The organism is Pseudomonas glycinis, from assembly GCF_054871425.1.
In genome coordinates this window covers 373,411-390,995 of the sequence record NZ_JBTYHF010000005.1, presented here as the reverse complement: position 1 = coordinate 390,995, position 17,585 = coordinate 373,411, and the positions used below count along the sequence as shown (strand labels likewise).

General features: G+C 59.5%; 15 protein-coding genes. 9 read left to right on the top strand and 6 right to left on the bottom strand.

Going from position 1 to position 17,585, the window contains the following annotated elements; genetic code table 11:
- Window positions 1-90: 90 nt before the first annotated feature.
- Genes ACYSTU_RS14870 through ACYSTU_RS14855 form a run of 4 tightly spaced genes read left to right on the top strand, consistent with a single transcriptional unit; the run spans window position 91 to window position 4,206 of the window.
- A complete protein-coding gene (locus ACYSTU_RS14870; RefSeq protein ID WP_136492581.1) occupies window positions 91-873 on the top strand; it encodes a sugar phosphate isomerase/epimerase family protein in 783 nt (260 codons plus the stop codon).
- Complete coding sequence (locus ACYSTU_RS14865) at window positions 866-1,873, top strand: sugar kinase (protein ID WP_498999640.1); 1,008 nt, start codon at window positions 866-868, stop codon at window positions 1,871-1,873. The genes ACYSTU_RS14870 and ACYSTU_RS14865 overlap by 8 nt, the downstream gene beginning before the upstream one ends.
- Before the next feature lie 57 nt (window positions 1,874-1,930).
- Window positions 1,931-3,229 carry an MFS transporter gene (locus ACYSTU_RS14860; protein WP_498999638.1) on the top strand — a complete coding sequence of 433 codons (1,299 nt, stop codon included), beginning with the start codon at window positions 1,931-1,933 and terminating at the stop codon, window positions 3,227-3,229.
- Window positions 3,230-3,243: 14 nt separating this feature from the next.
- The gene (locus ACYSTU_RS14855; protein ID WP_498999635.1) at window positions 3,244-4,206 is read left to right on the top strand and encodes a 2-hydroxyacid dehydrogenase; all 963 of its coding nucleotides are present in this window, start codon (window positions 3,244-3,246) and stop codon (window positions 4,204-4,206) included.
- Window positions 4,207-4,355: 149 nt separating this feature from the next.
- Here the strand turns inward: ACYSTU_RS14855 and ACYSTU_RS14850 are convergent, their stop codons facing one another.
- From ACYSTU_RS14850 to ACYSTU_RS14835, 4 genes are all read right to left on the bottom strand, one after another.
- On the bottom strand, window positions 4,356-5,543 hold the full coding sequence (locus tag ACYSTU_RS14850; protein ID WP_264365354.1) for a pyridoxal phosphate-dependent aminotransferase: 1,188 nt from the start codon (window positions 5,541-5,543) through the stop codon (window positions 4,356-4,358).
- 41 nt (window positions 5,544-5,584) lie between these two features.
- A complete protein-coding gene (locus ACYSTU_RS14845) occupies window positions 5,585-7,210 on the bottom strand; it encodes a methyl-accepting chemotaxis protein (protein WP_425643602.1) in 1,626 nt (541 codons plus the stop codon).
- 158 nt (window positions 7,211-7,368) lie between these two features.
- Window positions 7,369-8,505, bottom strand: a complete 1,137-nt coding sequence (locus tag ACYSTU_RS14840) for a glycerate kinase (protein WP_498999631.1) — start codon at window positions 8,503-8,505, stop codon at window positions 7,369-7,371.
- A 217-nt stretch (window positions 8,506-8,722) separates the two neighbouring features.
- Window positions 8,723-9,841, bottom strand: a complete 1,119-nt coding sequence (locus ACYSTU_RS14835; protein ID WP_498999628.1) for a sugar diacid recognition domain-containing protein — start codon at window positions 9,839-9,841, stop codon at window positions 8,723-8,725.
- Between the two features lie 171 nt (window positions 9,842-10,012).
- Here ACYSTU_RS14835 and ACYSTU_RS14830 point away from each other — a divergent pair, with 171 nt between their 5' ends.
- Both ACYSTU_RS14830 and rarD read left to right on the top strand, forming a co-directional pair.
- Entirely contained in the window at window positions 10,013-11,323 is a 1,311-nt protein-coding gene (locus tag ACYSTU_RS14830) for an MFS transporter (protein WP_130927775.1), read from the top strand.
- Between the two features lie 285 nt (window positions 11,324-11,608).
- The gene (gene rarD / locus ACYSTU_RS14825; protein ID WP_071172591.1) at window positions 11,609-12,490 is read left to right on the top strand and encodes an EamA family transporter RarD; all 882 of its coding nucleotides are present in this window, start codon (window positions 11,609-11,611) and stop codon (window positions 12,488-12,490) included.
- Between the two features lie 139 nt (window positions 12,491-12,629).
- Here the strand turns inward: rarD and hppD are convergent, their stop codons facing one another.
- Entirely contained in the window at window positions 12,630-13,706 is a 1,077-nt protein-coding gene (hppD, locus tag ACYSTU_RS14820; RefSeq protein WP_016774910.1) for a 4-hydroxyphenylpyruvate dioxygenase, read from the bottom strand.
- Between the two features lie 351 nt (window positions 13,707-14,057).
- Here hppD and ACYSTU_RS14815 point away from each other — a divergent pair, with 351 nt between their 5' ends.
- Window positions 14,058-15,593 carry an EAL domain-containing protein gene (locus ACYSTU_RS14815; protein ID WP_498999624.1) on the top strand — a complete coding sequence of 512 codons (1,536 nt, stop codon included), beginning with the start codon at window positions 14,058-14,060 and terminating at the stop codon, window positions 15,591-15,593.
- A 227-nt stretch (window positions 15,594-15,820) separates the two neighbouring features.
- Window positions 15,821-16,186 carry a histone-like nucleoid-structuring protein, MvaT/MvaU family gene (locus ACYSTU_RS14810; protein ID WP_016774912.1) on the top strand — a complete coding sequence of 122 codons (366 nt, stop codon included), beginning with the start codon at window positions 15,821-15,823 and terminating at the stop codon, window positions 16,184-16,186.
- Window positions 16,187-16,401: 215 nt separating this feature from the next.
- Here ACYSTU_RS14810 and ACYSTU_RS14805 read toward each other — a convergent pair whose 3' ends face one another.
- Window positions 16,402-16,920 (bottom strand): DUF4946 domain-containing protein, encoded by a 519-nt coding sequence (locus ACYSTU_RS14805; protein WP_071172593.1) that lies wholly within the window; start codon window positions 16,918-16,920, stop codon window positions 16,402-16,404.
- A gap of 137 nt (window positions 16,921-17,057) precedes the next feature.
- Here ACYSTU_RS14805 and gloA point away from each other — a divergent pair, with 137 nt between their 5' ends.
- Complete coding sequence (gene gloA, locus ACYSTU_RS14800) at window positions 17,058-17,579, top strand: lactoylglutathione lyase (protein WP_016774914.1); 522 nt, start codon at window positions 17,058-17,060, stop codon at window positions 17,577-17,579.
- The last annotated feature ends 6 nt before the right edge of the window (window positions 17,580-17,585 follow it).

Below are 17,585 nucleotides of genomic sequence, written 5' to 3'. Positions count from 1 at the left end.
AGCCTGCTCGCGAAAGGGCCTGCAAAAACACTACAGAATCACCTGATTTTTTTTGAACAAAAATGAAACCGGTTTCAGAGGTCAATAACAATGAATAAACCAGCCGTTTCCATCAGTCTGTCCAGCTACGGTGCCGAGCTTGTGCGCCAGCGTGGGCAGGATTCCTTTATCGAGATCCTCGCGGCCTCCGGCGCCAATCGCATCGAGTGGCGCGAAGAGCTACTGACCCGTGAAGATCCCGCGCAACTGGCTCAGGCTACCCAGGCGCAGGGCCTGCAAAGTATTTATTCCTCACCCACCGAACTCTGGCTCGCAGGGCAAGCGCAGCCAAATCCCGAACTGATTACCGCGCTGCAACAGGCCCAGGCATTCGGTTCGAAATGGTTGAAAGTTTCGCTTGGCTATTTCACTGACAACTCTGACTTGCAGGCACTGGCCGAGCGACTCAAACAAAGCCCGGTTCAGTTGCTGGTGGAAAACGACCAGACCTTGCACGGCGGGCGCATCGAGCCGTTCCAGCGTTTCTTCGCCGCCGTCGAGCAGCACAATCTGCCGATCAAGATGACTTTCGACATCGGTAACTGGCACTGGCAGGACCAGTCTGCCGCCAGCGCCGCTCGCGCGCTGGGGCGTCACGTCGGTTACGTGCATTGCAAAGCCGTGGCGCGCCGCGACGACGGCAAACTGGTTGCGGTACCGCCGGCCATCAGCGATCTGCATCTGTGGGAACAACTGCTGCGGCACATGGACCAAGGCGTTATGCGCGCCGCCGAATACCCGCTGCAAGGCGATGACCTGGTGCAACTGACCCGCGAACACGTCGCCGCACTCGCCCGCCTCGGTCAATCGCGCCTGGAGCCAGCCCATGTCTGAGATCGATATTCTTTCTTTCGGTGAAACCATGGCGATGCTGGTCGCCGAGCAGACCGGTGACCTCGCAAAAGTCGAGCAGTTTCACAAACGGATTGCCGGGGCCGACAGCAACGTCGCGATCGGCTTGTCCCGGCTGGGTTTCAACGTCGCATGGTTGAGCCGGGTCGGAAACGATTCACTTGGTCGCTTTGTCGTGGAAACGCTGATCAAGGAAGGTCTGGATTGCAGCCACGTCGAGGTGGATAAAAACCATCCGACAGGCTTTCAGTTCAAATCGCGTAACGACGACGGCAGCGACCCGCAGGTGGAGTATTTCCGCCGTGGTTCGGCGGCCAGTCATCTGTCGCCGCACTCCATCAACGACAACCTGCTGAGCGCCCGCCATTTGCACGCCACCGGTATCCCACCGGCGCTCTCCGCCTCGGCGCGGGAAATGTCCGTCGAACTGATGACCCGCATGCGCGCCGCCGGACGCAGCGTTTCATTCGACCCGAATCTGCGCCCAAGCCTGTGGGCCAGCGAGGCCGAGATGATCCGCGAGATCAACCGCCTCGCCGCCCTCGCCCACTGGGTGTTGCCGGGGTTAAGCGAGGGCCGCCTGCTCAGCGGTTTCGACGACCCGGCCGACATTGCTGCGTTTTATCTGGATCAAGGTGCGGAGGCGGTGGCGATCAAGCTCGGGCCTGAAGGCGCTTATTACCGCACGCAGCTGGATCAGGGTTTTGTCGCTGGCGTGCCGGTGACCAAGGTGGTCGATACCGTAGGCGCCGGGGATGGTTTTGCGGTGGGGATGATCAGTGCCCTGCTCGAGCATCAGAGTTTTGCCGAGGCCGTGCAGCGAGCGAACTGGATTGGCAGTCGCGCGGTGCAGAGTCGCGGGGATATGGAGGGGTTGCCTTCCCGCTTGGAGTTGACCGCTGAATTCGCGAGCAGGCTCGCTCCCACAGGGGAACGCATTTCACATGTGGGAGCGAGCCTGCTCGCGAAGAGGCCTGCCTGATCACCGCAAATCAATGAACCTGCTGCGACAAAAACAACAAGCTCAGGAGTCACACCGATGAAAACCGTTACCCTCGCCACCCGCCGCTGGTGGTACATCATGCCGATTGTGTTCATCACATATAGCCTGGCCTATCTCGATCGCGCCAACTACGGTTTTGCCGCCGCGTCGGGCATGGCCGAAGACCTGATGATCACGCCGGGCCTGTCCTCGCTGCTCGGCGCGCTGTTCTTTCTCGGCTACTTTTTCTTCCAGGTGCCCGGCGCGATCTACGCGCAAAAGCACAGCGTGAAGAAGCTGATTTTCGTCAGCCTGATTCTCTGGGGCGGGCTCGCCACGCTGACTGGCGTGGTATCCAACGCCTATTGGCTGATCGTCATTCGCTTCATGCTCGGCGTGGTCGAAGCGGCGGTGATGCCGGCGATGCTGGTCTATCTCTGCCACTGGTTCACCCGCGCCGAACGCTCGCGGGCCAACACATTTCTGATCCTTGGCAACCCGGTGACCATGCTGTGGATGTCGGTGGTGTCGGGCTATCTGGTGCAGCATTTCAGCTGGCGCTGGATGTTCATCATCGAAGGTCTGCCGGCAGTGTTGTGGGCGTTTATCTGGTGGCGTCTGGCCGATGATCGTCCGGCCCAGGCCAAGTGGCTCAATGAACAGGAAAAACACGATCTGGAAAGCGCGCTCGCCGCAGAGCAGGTCGGCATCAAGGCTGTGAAGAACTACGCCGAGGCTTTCCGTTCGCCGAAGGTGATCATCCTGGCGCTGCAGTTTTTCTGCTGGAGCATCGGCGTCTACGGTTTCGTATTGTGGCTGCCGTCGATCCTCAAGGCAGGCGCGCAAATGGACATGATCGAGGCTGGCTGGCTCTCGTCGCTGCCCTATCTGGCGGCCGTGCTGGGCATGCTCGCGGTGTCGTGGGGTTCGGACAAATTGCAGAAGCGCAAACGCTTCGTCTGGCCGCCGCTGCTGATCGCTTCGATTGCGTTTTATGGCTCGTATGCCTTGGGCGCTGAACATTTCTGGTGGTCGTACACGCTGCTGGTGATTGCCGGCGCCTGCATGTACGCGCCGTATGGGCCGTTTTTCGCCATCGTTCCGGAGATCCTGCCGGCCAACGTTGCCGGTGGCGCCATGGCGCTGATCAACAGCATGGGCGCGCTCGGCTCGTTCGGCGGTTCGTATCTGGTCGGCTACCTGAACAGCTCCACCGGCTCGCCCGGCGCCTCCTACCTGTTGATGAGCGGCGCGCTGCTGTTGTCGGTGGTGCTGACGATTTTCCTCAAGCCCGGCGCCAGTGATCGCGTCGTCGCCAAAGCCGCCGCCACGCCGCGTGTGCCGGCGCATTCCTGAAAGGATTTTTTGCCATGAAAAAACAGGTCTTGCTGTACAAGAAACTTTCGCCCGCGCTGATGGCGCGCCTGCAAGAGCAGTTTGACGTAACGCTGATCGAAAGCCTCGACGCCGATGGCCTCATGCAGTTGCGCGATGCCCTGCCCCGAGCCCACGGTTTGCTCGGCGCCAGCCTGAAACTGGATGCGGCGTTGCTGGATCTGGCGCCGCAACTGGAGGCGATTGCCAGCGTCTCGGTGGGTGTCGACAACTACGACATCGAGTATCTGAACCGGCGCAAGATTCTGCTGACCAACACTCCCGACGTGCTCACCGAAACCACCGCCGACACCGGTTTCGCCCTGATCCTCGCTGCCGCGCGGCGGGTGGTCGAACTGGCGAACATGGTCCGTGGCGGGCAGTGGAGCCGCAATATCGGCCCGGCGCATTTCGGCACCGATGTGCATGGCAAGACGCTGGGCATCATCGGCATGGGCCGCATCGGCGAGGCCCTGGCCCAGCGCGGGCATTTCGGTTTCGGCATGCCGGTGATCTACCACAGTCAGTCGCGCAAGCCGGCGGTCGAGGAGCGGTTCGCTGCGCAATATCGCAGCCTCGAAGAGTTGCTCCAGCAGGCCGATTTCATTTGCCTGACTTTGCCTCTGACGGCGCAGACCGAACGTTTGATCGGCGCGGAACAATTTGCGCTGATGCGGCCGGAAAGCATTTTCATCAATATCTCGCGGGGCAAAGTGGTCGATGAGGTGGCGATGATCGAGGCGTTGCGCAGCAAGCGCATTCGCGCGGCGGGGCTGGATGTGTTCGAGCGCGAGCCGTTGAATCATGATTCGCCATTGTTGCAGTTGAGCAATGTTGTGGCCACGCCGCACATGGGCTCGGCGACCCATGAGACGCGTGAAGCGATGGCGCGGTGTGCGGTGGAGAATCTGTTGGCGGCGTTGAATGGGCAGCGGCCGGCGAATCTGGTTAATCCTTGATACTGATCGTTCCCACGCTCAGCGTGGGAATGCAGCCCGGGACGCTCCGCTTCCCTTCCGAAAGCTGGAACGCGGAGCGTCCCTAGAGGCATTCCCACGCGGAGCGTGGGAACGATCAGCAAGGCGCCGGTTCAGGCAACACAAATCCATCAGGCACTGCGCGCCTGCAACAGCTGCACCGCACACAACGCAATCCGCGCGCAGGCATCCGCCAGTTTGACCCGATCCACCACCAGACCGATGCGAATATGCCCCGCCGCGCTCGGCCCGAACGCTTCGCCGGCCAGCACAGAGACGCCATAACGTTCCAGCAAGCGCTCGGCAAACGCCTGAGCGCCAAGGCCAGTCTGGCGCACATCGACCATCACGAACATGCCGCCATCCGGGCAAATCGGCTGCAACCCAGGGCAACCGTACAAACGTTCGCAGACCAGATCGCGGCGCAAGCGATACTCCTCGCGCATCTGCGTGACTTCCGGCAGATCGCTTTGCAGCGCCACTTGTGCGGCCTTCTGTACGAAATCCGGCAGACCGAAGAGCATGCTCAGCGACAGATTCACCAGATGCTCGGCCAAGGGTTTCGGGCCGATCATCCAGCCGATGCGCCAACCGGTCATCGCATGGGATTTCGACAGACTGTTGATCGTCGCGGTGCGCTCGGCCATGCCCGGCAGGCTCGCCGGGCTGACGTGCTCGCCTTCGTATAAAAGCTCGCTGTACACCTCATCGCTGATCAGCCACAGGTCATGGCGAATGCACAGCGCTGCCAGTTCCTGCCAGATCAGCAAGGGCAGACTCGCGCCGCTGGGATTGTTCGGGCTGTTGAGCAGCATCGCGCGAGTTCGCGGGGTAATGCGCGAGGCGACATCGGCGGGGTCGACACGAAAACCGTTCTCCGGGCGCACCGGCACGGCAATTACCTTGGCACCGCAAGCGCCAAACACTCCTTCGTAGGTAACGTACATGGGCTCGGCGACGATCACTTCATCGCCCGGATCGAGCAGACACTGCGCCACCGAATACACCGCGCATTGCGCGCCGGGCAGGACAATCACCTGATCAGGATCAACCCGTTGACCACTGCGCTGGCGATGACGCTCGGCAATCAGCCTGCGCAGCTCGAACCGCCCACGCACATCGGCGTAATGGGTGTCGCCGGCCAACAGGCTGTCAATCGCACCATGGACAATCGGCAACGGCGTATCGAAATCCGGATCGCCGACGCTCAACAACAAAACATCAACGCCGTCGGCGCGCAGTTCCAGCGCTCGGTCGTGAATCTGCCAGGCAGCGGCACCCTCCCCGGCGATTCGTTGGGTCAAGGCTGAATAGCGCATGTACGTCTCCTGTTAGCGCGGTTTCCAGCCTTCACCGTATCTCAAATCACGAAACGCGCCACCATGGCGTTCAAATCCACTGCCAGTCGCGACAGTTCGTGGGTCGCGGCGCTGGTCTGGTTGGCGCCGGCGGCCGATTGCGTGGCGAGGTCGCGAATGTTGACCAGGTTGCGATCGACTTCGCGGGAGACTTGCGCCTGCTCTTCCGAAGCGCTGGCGATAACCAGGTTGCGCTCGTTGATCTGGTGAATCGATTGCGTGATCTGCTCCAGCGCCACGCCGGCCGCGCGGGCCATTTCCAATGTGGACTGGGTGCGCTGATTGCTTTGCTGCATCGACGAAACCGCTTCTCCGGTACCGTTCTGGATGCCGGCGACCATTTTTTCGATTTCCTGAGTCGACTGCGCGGTGCGATGGGCCAAGGCGCGCACTTCGTCAGCCACCACGGCAAAACCACGGCCAGCCTCGCCGGCACGCGCCGCTTCAATTGCAGCGTTGAGCGCCAAGAGGTTGGTCTGTTCGGCGATGGCCCGAATCACGTCCAGCACCTTGCCAATGTCACGACCTTGCGCGGCGAGGCCTTCAATCATCTGCGCGGTGTTCTGCACGTCGTGAGTCATGGTCTGGATCGCGTCGACGGTTTTCACCACCTGATCGCGACCTTCGCGGGCGGCGTGGGTCGACTGGTTTGACGCTTCGGAAGTCGACACGGCGTTGCGCGCCACCTCTTCCACCGCAGCGGTCATCTCGTTGACGGCGGTGGCGGCCTGCTCGATTTCGTTGTTCTGCTGCTGCAGCCCGCGCGACGCTTCTTCGGTGACGGCGCTGAGTTCTTCGGCAGCGGCGCCCAGTTGCGTGGCGGAACCGGCGATCTGCTCGATGGTTTTGCGCAGGTTGGTCTGCATCGCCGCCAAGGCTTCAAGCAAGCGCGCCGGTTCATCCTTGCCGTCGTCTTCGATGGCTTTGCTGAGGTCACCGCTGGCAATGGTTTGCGCGGCGAGCACGGCGCGGTTGAGCGGCGTGACGATGCTGCGGGTCAGCAACCAGGCGAGCAACACGGTGGCCAGCGCCGCAATCACGGCGACGATGATGATCCCGGTGATGGCGCTGTCATAGTTTTCACCGGCCTTGGTGGCCGCCGCTCTGGCCCCGGCGGTATTCATGCCGATCAACTTGTTGAGCTGCTCGCCCATTTGATCGGTGCCTTCCTTGATGCGCGTGTTGATCAACGCGCGCATCGCTTCCAGATCGCCTTTGCGCGATAGCTCAATCATCTGATTCTGCGCTTGCAGGTAATTATCGAGCGTCGTCGAAAACGTCTGGAAAACGGCGTGCTCTTCAGGGCCTGCCGGCAACGCAGCGTAGCTGGCCTGCGCTTTGCGCACCTTGTCGACCAGCACCGCGATGCGGGTTTCTGCCTCTTGCAGGCTGGCCGGTTCGCGATTGACCAGCACGCGGAACGAAAGAATGCGCATGCGCAGGACGTTTTCCGTGACCACACTGAGGTGGGTCACGCTTGGCAACTGGTTGGTGTCCATATCGATCGACGCCTGACGAATGACCGTCATGCGGCTGACGGCGAATACGCCGAGGACAATCACCAGCAAGGCGATAAAGGCAAAACCGAGGAAAGCACGGGGCGCGATATTCAGGTTACGCAGGGACATGGTCGGACTCTCGAAAGAAAGAAACTGCGAGCGTCCATGCCGTGAGCACTGGCCCATAGCGGGCGACAGTCCGGCGGCACTGAATTTTGGTTTTGTGTGCGCCTGACCGTTGTATCGGCCAGGCTTGAGGAAGGTTTCGGGTCGGCGGTAAATATTTTTCAGGCTGAGGCGAGTTGCCAGACCCGAGCAATATCTGTAGCGCGTTCACGCAGCAGGCGCGGGGCTTCGGCGCAGGCCTGTTCCAATGTCATCGGTCCACTGGTCACGGCGAACGCGGCGTCGATGCCGTGTTGGTAGAGTTCCTGATAGCCCTCGCCCAAGGTTCCGGCAATCACGATCACCGGCACGGCGTATCGTTTGGCAATTCGCGCCACCCCGAACGGTGTTTTGCCGCGCAGGGTCTGCGCATCGAAGCGGCCCTCTCCGGTGATGACCAGATCCGCATCTTTGACCGCCTCAGCGAGCCCGACCAGTTCCGCCACCACCTCGACGCCAGCCTGAAACTGCGCGCCGAGAAAAGCCTTGGCGGCAAACCCCAGACCACCCGCCGCGCCGCTGCCCGGTTCATCGCGCACGTCCTTGCCCAGTGCTTGCGCGCAAAGCTCGGCGAAGTGCCCCAGCGCCTGATCGAGTTGCTCAACCTGCGCGGGCGATGCGCCCTTCTGCGGGCCGAAAATGGCCGAGGCGCCGTGGGGGCCGCAGAGCGGATTGTTAACGTCGGCGGCGATGTCGAAACGCACATCGGCCAGGCGCGGATCAAGTCCACTCAGGTCCAATCGCGCCAGTTGCGCCAAGGCCAGGCCGCCGGGCACCAGCGACTGATTCTGCGCATCCAGCAACTTCACACCCAATGCCTGCATCGCCCCGGCACCGCCATCATTGGTCGCGCTGCCGCCGATCGCCAGGATCACTCGTTGCGCGCCGGCATCCAGCGCTGCACGAATCAATTCACCCGTGCCAAACGTGCTGCTGATGCAGGCATCGCGCTGTCCCGGCGGGACCAGTTGCAGACCGCTGGCCTCGGCCATTTCGATGATCGCGGTGTGGTTGTGCGGTAACCAGCCCCATGCGGCTTCGACCGGCGCGCCCAGTGGACCGCGCACGCGGGTGCGGCGTAACTCACCTTCGCAGGCTGCGAGAATCGACTCGACCGTACCTTCGCCGCCATCGGCCATCGGGCATTTGATCAGCGTCGCCTGCGGCCAGACCTGCGCCAGTCCGAGGGCGATGGCTTCGGCAACGCCTTGGGCACTCAGGCTGTCCTTGAACGAGTCGGGGGCGATGACGATTTTCATGGGAATTCTCCGGTTGCAGTGGCGTTCATGCTGCCAGCGGTCGTGAGCGTTGACGCCGGTCGGGTGCACAAGTGGCGTCGGCGTTTATTGTTCATTTCCACAAAAGGCTGGCGTTGGATGTTCCGGCCCCTTCGCGAGCAGGCTCGCTCCCACATTTTGAAATGCATTCCAAATGTGGGAGCGAGCCTGCTCGCGAAGGGGCCATTGAACACACCGATCAATTCGGATCAGTCTGCGGCAACAGCTGCACCCCCAGGTACAACGCCAGCATCCCGTCCAGCTTCAACGGATCAACCCCGCTCAACTCGGCAATCCGCTCCATGCGATAACGCAGGCTGTTGCGATGGATACCCAGCGCTTCGGCACAGGCCTGGCTCTGCCCGTCGTGCTCGCACCAACTGCGTAGCGTCGCCAGCAACTGGCCGTTGCTGTCCTTGGCGATGACCTTGCGCAGCGGCTTGAGCAATTCGTCCAGCGCATCATCGTTGCGATGCCGCCACAGCATGACCGGCAAGCGATAACGATTGAGCGTCAGCAGTCTCGAATTCGGCAGCACGTCACGACCATAAGCGAGCAAATCGCCGACCCGTCGATAACAGCGGCGCAACCCGGCCAGGCCATCCGCCTGCCCGCCGACGGCGATCCGCAGAACTTTCCAGCCGAGGCCATCGAGTTTTTCCAGCAGGCGATCGTGCTCGACGTTCTGGCTCGCCGGGCGACACCACAACAGCGAAGACTTCGCCGAACTCACGCACCAACTGTCGGGATACCGCGAGGTCAGCCATGCACTCAATGCCTCGACGGTTTGCCCCGGGGCGTGCTCAAGCCCCAGTTCAAACAGATACGGCACCCGGGTCAATTGCGGCTTGAGCCCAAGCTGCTGCGCCTCATCGATCAGGCGCGGCGAATCCCCCGCCTCGCTCAGCAGCAAAGCCAGCAGATCATCGCAACGCTGCCGTCGCCATTGCTGCTCGGCCTGCTGGTTGCGCTGGCCGACGAGCATTTCGGCGGTCATGCGCACCAGCTCGGCGTAGGTGCGCAATTGCTCCGGCTCGCCAGTGATGCCAAGCACGCCGATCAAGCGCTGATCGAGCAACAGCGGCAGGTTGATGCCCGGTTGCACGCCTTTGAGGTGCACCGCCGTCTGCGCATCGATTTCCACCACGCGCCCGTTGGCCAGCACCAGTTGCGCGCCTTCATGCCGGGTGTTGATGCGCTCCGGTTCACCGCTGCCGAGGATCAGGCCCTGACTGTCCATGACATTGACGTTGTACGGCAAAATGGCCATGGCCCGGTCGACGATGTCCTGGGCAAGGTCGTGATCGAGTTCGAACATAGCGGCGGCAATCCTTCAGTTCAGGCACGAACGGTTGTTCAGCCGCACAGGGTCTGGCGGCAAACCCTGTGCTCAGGCACAAAGACAATCCGGCCAAAGGTGGCCGAGACTCTCTGGGCGATCAACGTTACCCTTTGCATCGCAAAAAATCATAATAAAGAGAGAGCCGCTATGTCGCAGAGCGCCGCAGCTACCCAGACCATCGACGACGGTAAAAACGCCGTCTACAAACGCATCACCCTGCGTTTGATTCCCTTCATTTTCATCTGCTATCTGTTCAACTACCTCGACCGGGTCAACGTTGGCTTCGCCAAACTGCAGATGCTCGACGCACTGAAATTCAGCGAAACCGTGTACGGCCTCGGCGCCGGCATCTTCTTCATCGGTTACGTGCTGTGCGGCGTGCCGAGCAACCTGGCATTAACCCGCTTCGGTCCTCGGCGCTGGATTGCCTTGATGATGATCACCTGGGGCGCGCTGTCGACCTGCCTGTTGTTCGTCACCACCCCGACCGAGTTCTACACCCTGCGCTTTTTCACCGGTGCCGCTGAAGCCGGGTTCTTCCCGGGCGTCGTGCTGTATCTCTCGCAGTGGTTCCCGACCTTCCGCCGTGGCCGGATCATGGCGTTGTTCATGTCGGCAATTCCGGTCTCCGGTCTGCTTGGCAGCCCGTTTTCCGGCTGGATCCTCAACCACTTCGCCGCCGGCCAAGGCGGCCTGGCCGGTTGGCAGTGGATGTTCCTGCTGCAAGGCATTCCGACGGTGATCCTCGGCGCACTGGCGTATTTCCTGTTGAGCGACAGCTTTGCCAACGCCAAATGGCTGACCGCCCACGAACGTTCGGTGCTCGAAGCCGACCACGCCGAAGACCTCGCCAACAAACCGAAAACCGCCACCGACTCGCTGCTTGCGGTGTTCAAGAATCCTGCGATCTGGGCCTTCGGCCTGATCTATTTCTGCATCCAGAGCGGCGTGTACGCGATCAACTTCTGGCTGCCGTCGATCATCAAGAACCTCGGCTTCAGCGACAACCTGGTGATCGGCTGGCTGAGTGCGATTCCGTACCTGCTCGCGGCGGTGTTCATGCTGGTCGTCGGCCGCTCGGCGGACTTGCGCAAGGAGCGCCGCTGGCACTTGGTGGTGCCGATGCTGATGGGCGCTGTCGGTCTGGTGATCGCAGTGAATTTCGCAGCGAATCCGGCGATTGCGATTCTCGGCCTGACCATCGCGACCATGGGCGCACTGACTGGTCTGCCGATGTTCTGGCCGGTGCCGACCGCCATGCTGAGCGCGGGCGCGGCGGCTGGCGGTCTGGCGCTGATCAACTCGATGGGGCAGATGGCCGGGTTCCTCAGCCCGTATCTGGTGGGTTGGGTCAAGGACAGCACTGGCTCGACGGATGCGGCGTTGTATGTGCTGGCGGCGGTGATCGTTGGCGGGAGTATGCTGGCGTTGCGGATGACGCGGACGTTGCGGGCTTAATCAGAAGCGCAGATCAAAAGATCGCAGCCTTCGGCAGCTACTGTGGAATGCGTTCCCTGTAGGAACTGCCGAAGGTTGCGATCTTTTGCGTTTAAGCGGTGCAATCATGCATAGCGCCAGTCGACGCAACATCTATGCTGACTCTGCCGGCCGCTTCGCGCCCAGGCTCGCTCCCACAGGATTTGTGGCTCCTGGATGTGGGAAATAATGAGCATCCGCTCAATATTCAACACAAAAACCACGTATCCTGCGCGCCCCGTTCAACCATCACGTCGCGAGAACAGTTTGTCTAAAGGTATCGCTCTATCGGTTTCAGCCTCGGTGCTGTTTGCCGTCATGTATTACTACACGTCGCTGCTGACACCTCTGAGCGGTGTGGAAATCTTCGGCTGGCGCATGCTCCTGACCGTGCCGTGCATGACCGTGTTCATGCTGGTTTCCGGGGAATGGCGGCGGGTGCTGGAGCTGTTCCGATTGATGGCAGCCAGGCCGAAGCTGATCGCCGGGCTGCTGGTTTCTTCCGCCCTGCTCGGGGTTCAGCTGTGGCTGTTCATGTGGGCACCGCTCAATGACTACAGCCTGGATGTATCGCTGGGTTATTTCCTCTTGCCACTGGCTATGGTGCTGACCGGGCGGATTGCCTATGGCGAGAGCCTGTCTTACCTGCAGAAAATCGCCGTATTTTTTGCCAGCCTCGGCGTGTTGAACGAGTTGTATCAGGTGGGTGGTTTTTCCTGGGCGACACTGGTGGTCGTGGTCGGTTATCCGCTGTACTTCGTACTGCGCAAATACTTGAAAACCGACAACCTCGGTGGCCTGTGGGTCGACATGACCCTGATGCTGCCGGTCGCCTACTGGTTTGTGCAGGGCGGCGAACAGGGCCTGGCCGTGTTCGATCAATATCCGGGACTGATGTGGCTGATTCCGCTGCTCGGCTTGATTAGCGCTTCCGCGCTGGTGGTGTACATCATCGCCAGCCGCTTGCTGCCGTTCAGTCTGTTTGGTTTGTTGAGCTATGTTGAACCGGTGTTGTTGCTTGCGGTGGCGTTGTTGTTGGGGGAAAGCATCAAGTCGGGCGAGTGGCTGACTTACATCCCGATCTGGCTGGCGGTTGTGGTGCTGGTGTTCGAGGGCTTCAAACACTTGACGCGCCAACGCCGCTCTTAAAAGCAAAAGATCGCAGCCTTCGGCAGCTTCTACAGGAAAAATGCATTCCAAATGTAGGAGCTGCCGAAGGCTGCGATCTTTTGATCTTAAAAAAATCCCGGCCCTGCATTTCTGCAGGCCGGGATTTTTTCATTTGAGATTACTCGGTGGTCAGCACACCACGACGCACCTGGTCACGCTCGATCGATTCGAACAGAGCCTTGAAGTTGCCCTCGCCGAAACCGTCGTCACCCTTGCGCTGGATGAATTCGAAGAACACCGGCCCCATCAGGGTTTCCGAGAAGATCTGCAGCAGCAGACGCTTGTCGCCCTGCTCCGAGGCACCGTCGAGCAGGATGCCGCGTGATTGCAGCTGATCGACCGGCTCGCCGTGGTTCGGCAGGCGACCTTCAAGCATTTCGTAGTAGGTATCCGGCGGCGCGGTCATGAAACGCATGCCGATTTTCTTCAGCTGATCCCAGGTCTTGATCAGGTCGTCGGTGAGGAACGCAACGTGCTGGATGCCCTCGCCGTTGAACTGCATCAGGAACTCTTCGATCTGCCCGGCGCCCTTGGACGACTCTTCGTTGAGCGGGATGCGGATCATGCCATCCGGTGCGGTCATGGCTTTCGAAGTCAGACCGGTGTACTCGCCTTTGATGTCGAAGTAACGGATTTCACGGAAGTTGAACAGCTTCTCGTAGAAGTTCGCCCAGTACGCCATGCGACCGCGATAAACGTTGTGGGTCAGGTGATCGATAATCTTCAGGCCGGCGCCAACCGGGTTGCGATCAACACCTTCGATAAACACGAAGTCGATGTCGTAGATCGAGCTGCCTTCGCCGAAACGGTCGATCAGATACAGCGGCGCGCCGCCGATGCCTTTGATCGCCGGCAGGTTTAGCTCCATCGGACCGGTTTCGATGTGGATCGGCTGAGCGCCGAGTTCGAGTGCGCGGGAATAGGCCTTCTGCGAATCCTTCACCCGAAACGCCATGCCGCAAACGGACGGGCCGTGTTCGGCGGCGAAGTACGAGGCGACGCTGTTGGGTTCGTTATTGAGGATCAGATTGATCGCGCCCTGACGATAGAGGTGCACGTTCTTGGAACGGTGGGTCGCGACTTTGGTGAAGCCCATGATCTCGAAGATCGGCTCCAGCGTGCCGGGAGTCGGCGCTGCGAACTCGATGAACTCAAAGCCCATCAGACCCATTGGGTTTTCGTATAAATCTGCCATGGTGACGCCTCATCATTTCTTATCAATTAACCAGGGTTATTTGTCAGGAAAGTGATGTAGAGGGAGGCGCACAGGAGATGCCACGCACGCTGCGCGCGAGGAAGTCTCCGTAGATCAGTTGGAACCCGAATATCTTCATTGTCGACCCAAGGCTCTTGCGGGCGAGGCTTCTGCTGCCAGAAGACGATTATTATTGTATGCGTAAATCGATTCTACACAGCGTAACGGGACCTGTCTGCCCTCTGTATAAAATCCGCTTTTTTTCGTACGGCGCAAGAGCCATCTGCGATCTATTCTCCCCTCTGGCTCAATTGTCTATCGGGCCGGACTTCGACTCCACAGGATGTGTCCATGCCGCTGACCCGCAGACCCCGCCGCAAACGCAGGACCCGCATCGTCGTGACTGTGCTCAGCGGTCTGCTGCCGATCGTACTGGGCAGTGGGATTCTTTATATGCAGGCAGAACGCACACTGCAGCAAAGTGCCGAGGAAACGGCCGAACAAGCGCTGCGACAGTTCGATCTGATGCTCGATAACACGGCAGAAGCCGCTCGGGTCCTGCTGCCGCTTGCCGGGAAAAATTGCGAAGAGGTGAAACTGGCCCTGCGCGAACAAGTGACCCGCCGCCCCTTCGTGCGCTCGACCAATCTGGTCTGGGACAACAATCTCTACTGCAGCTCACTCTTCGGGGCGTTCCAGGAAGCCGTCAATGCCGGGGACTATCATCAAGGCAAACTGTGGTTGATGAACGGCAATCCGGTGACGCCCGATACGGCATTGTTGATCTACCGTCTCAGCGACGGTCGTGGTGGCGCGCTGACCACACTGGATGGCTATCACTTGAGCAACATCCTGCGCCTGATCGGCCGCCAGACATTACTGACGTTGCAAGTGGGCGATAACTGGCTGTCCGCCGACGGCAAAGTTCATCAGGGATCACTGCCTGCCCCGCCGGTCGCGCACAGCCTGCTGGAATCCGAGCGTTACGGCTTCAAAGTGTCGGCGGGTTTCCCCAAGGGCGAAGTCCGGCGTTACATGGCGGCTGAATACCCTCCGCTGTTCAGTCTGTTGATTTTCTTCGGTGCAATTTCCGGTGCCATTGGCCACTTCGTTCAGAAGCGATCGACCTCGCCCAGCCACGAAATGATGCGCGCACTCGAGGCCGGGGAATTCATTCCGTACTTCCAGCCCGTGGTTCACGGCGACAGCAAGCGATGGTCGGGTGCCGAAGTGCTGATGCGCTGGAATCACCCGAAAGAGGGGCTGGTACGCCCGGATCTGTTCATTCCATTTGCCGAGCACTCAGGTCTGATCGTGCCGATGACCCGCGCGCTGATGCAACAGACTGCGGCCCTGCTGGGACCGCACTCTGTGAACTTCGTCAAGCCTTTCCATATCGGCATCAACATCAGCGCCAGCCACTGCCAGGATCTGGAGCTGGTCGAAGATTGTCGTGACCTCTTGGCGGCGTTTGCGCCCGGCAGCATCGAACTGGTGCTGGAATTGACGGAGCGCGAACTGATCGAGCCGAGCGACATCACGCTTAAGCTGTTTGAGCAATTGCATGCACTGGGAGTAAAAATCGCGATCGACGACTTTGGTACCGGGCACTCGAGCCTTGGTTATCTGCGCACCTTCAACGTCGACGTTCTAAAGATCGATCAGAGCTTCGTGGCCATGATCGGTGTAGACGCGTTATCGAGGCATATTCTCGACTCCATCATTGAACTGTCGGCCAAACTGGACTTGGGCATTGTTGCCGAAGGTGTCGAAACTCAGGCCCAGGCTGATTACCTGACCGAGCATAACGTTAACTTTTTGCAGGGCTATTTGTACGGTAGACCGATGCCTGGCGCTGATTTCCTCGAAGCATTAACTCATCATTAAATCGCCGACACTGCCCGCCGAACAACCGCACCAAATTGATACAAAAAGTCATTGTTGTTACATGGCGACAACATCAGGATTTACTCTTGTCGCATTAACTACTACAATTTTTTCAACCTGAGCCAGACTGGCAGGTGAGCCAATTATCACCGAGTCGCTTCCAGGCTCTTGGCTTATAGCTTTGTTTGCGGTTGGTATCAGCCAAACACACTATTGGAGTAAAGATATTGTCCAGACTCGCTGAATTTCGCGCAGCTGAAAAGGCCCTTCAGGAACAGCTCAAACAGCTGGAATCGCTGAAGAATGATGCCGGGCTGAAGAAAGAAATCGAATTCGAAGAAAAGCTCCAGGGACTGATGAAAACCTATGGCAAAGGCCTGAAAGACATCATCGCCATCCTTGATCCAAACCCGGCAAAGTCCGGTCTGCAGCAGTCCGCAGCGCCCAAGACCCGCCGCGCCCGCGTGGTCAAGGTTTACCAGAACCCGCATACTGGCGAGCTGATCGAAACCAAGGGCGGCAACCATCGCGGTCTGAAAGCCTGGAAAGAGCAGTACGGTGCAGCCACCGTGGATTCATGGTTGCGCGGTTAATCTGGCGCCAACAAAAAGCCCTGCCTGATGCAGGGCTTTTTTATTGACAATATCTAACAAATGAAATGATTTTCATCGAGCAAGTTGGAAATTTGTGTAACGCTTCTGAATCATCAGGCTAAACATTTTGCTGCGCGATGTTACCTCGAGCGCGTGATCAAACTATGTGCTTAATCCTTTCCGGTAAGCGGACTGCTGCGAGTTAGTACGAACGTTTATAATTTCAGGCTTTTGCGCGCCGCTTCTATATCGTCGACGCTCGCCTTATAAACCTCGGCCTGTCCGGCATATGAAAGTACGTAAGCCTTGTCTGTTTCCACAGCTGCCACCAACGTTTGTGATAATACGTGTCGACCGTTCTCGGTGACCGTGCAGGTCGTCTCCAGCCCGGACAATGAGCCGAGCGCAGCCGGATGAATTCTGTTGCAGACGCTCTGATAACCACTGCGGAAGAAATCCTTCTGGATCGATTTGCGCATTTCCAGCAGCACGCCTTGCAAATTGACCTGATGCCCCGCCTCCACTTGCGTCATCGTCAACTCCATCACCATCACCTGATTGCCATCAGCATCGAGCTTCACCGCCCGTTGCCGCGAGACTGGCGGCGCGGTTTCCGGCAATGCTTCAACCTCCCAGCCCGTCGGCCAAGTGATACTTGGTTCGGCCATTACGGGTAAAACCACAGCCGACGACAAAGCAAAAAAAACAAACACGGATTTCAACAGTCGGATCATTGCCGGACGCACTCATGGATAGAAAGCAAAGTCTGAGCCCCGCCTTCGCGCAGGGCAAGCCCGCCTTGCATTTGGCGATGCCGGTCGGCATGCGTATCATTGCGCCCATTCACTCGCCCATTGTTATTGGAGGGCCCATGAGCCTCAACGAACTGAACACTTTCCCCGGCGTGACTGCCACGCCAGACAGCGCAACCCGCAACTTCGTGTTCAACCACACCATGCTGCGCGTGAAGGACATCACCAAGTCGCTGGATTTCTACACCCGCGTACTGGGTTTCTCGCTTGTCGAGAAGCGTGATTTCCCGGAAGCCGAGTTCAGCCTGTACTTCCTCGCGCTGGTCGATAAATCACAGATCCCGGCCGACGACGCTGCGCGTACCGAATGGATGAAATCGATCCCGGGCATTCTCGAACTGACCCACAACCACGGCACCGAAAACGATGCCGACTTCGCCTATCACAACGGCAACACCGACCCGCGCGGTTTCGGCCACATCTGCATCTCAGTGCCGGATATCGTCGCTGCGTGTGCACGGTTTGAAGAGCTGGGTTGCGATTTCCAGAAGCGTCTGACCGATGGCCGGATGAAGAGCCTGGCGTTCATCAAGGATCCGGATGGCTACTGGGTCGAAATCATTCAGCCTGCGCCGCTGTAAAAGCTG

Coding starts and splice junctions, on each gene's coding strand:
- ACYSTU_RS14815 (WP_498999624.1), top strand. CDS start 14,058: ATGCCGCTGACCCGCAGACCCCGCCGCAAACGCAGGACCCGCATCGTC.
- ACYSTU_RS14865 (WP_498999640.1), top strand. CDS start 866: ATGTCTGAGATCGATATTCTTTCTTTCGGTGAAACCATGGCGATGCTG.
- ACYSTU_RS14855 (WP_498999635.1), top strand. CDS start 3,244: ATGAAAAAACAGGTCTTGCTGTACAAGAAACTTTCGCCCGCGCTGATG.
- ACYSTU_RS14830 (WP_130927775.1), top strand. CDS start 10,013: ATGTCGCAGAGCGCCGCAGCTACCCAGACCATCGACGACGGTAAAAAC.
- gloA (WP_016774914.1), top strand. CDS start 17,058: ATGAGCCTCAACGAACTGAACACTTTCCCCGGCGTGACTGCCACGCCA.
- ACYSTU_RS14860 (WP_498999638.1), top strand. CDS start 1,931: ATGAAAACCGTTACCCTCGCCACCCGCCGCTGGTGGTACATCATGCCG.
- ACYSTU_RS14840 (WP_498999631.1), bottom strand. CDS start 8,505: ATGAAAATCGTCATCGCCCCCGACTCGTTCAAGGACAGCCTGAGTGCC.
- ACYSTU_RS14845 (WP_425643602.1), bottom strand. CDS start 7,210: ATGTCCCTGCGTAACCTGAATATCGCGCCCCGTGCTTTCCTCGGTTTT.
- ACYSTU_RS14870 (WP_136492581.1), top strand. CDS start 91: ATGAATAAACCAGCCGTTTCCATCAGTCTGTCCAGCTACGGTGCCGAG.
- hppD (WP_016774910.1), bottom strand. CDS start 13,706: ATGGCAGATTTATACGAAAACCCAATGGGTCTGATGGGCTTTGAGTTC.
- ACYSTU_RS14805 (WP_071172593.1), bottom strand. CDS start 16,920: ATGATCCGACTGTTGAAATCCGTGTTTGTTTTTTTTGCTTTGTCGTCG.
- ACYSTU_RS14835 (WP_498999628.1), bottom strand. CDS start 9,841: ATGTTCGAACTCGATCACGACCTTGCCCAGGACATCGTCGACCGGGCC.
- ACYSTU_RS14850 (WP_264365354.1), bottom strand. CDS start 5,543: ATGCGCTATTCAGCCTTGACCCAACGAATCGCCGGGGAGGGTGCCGCT.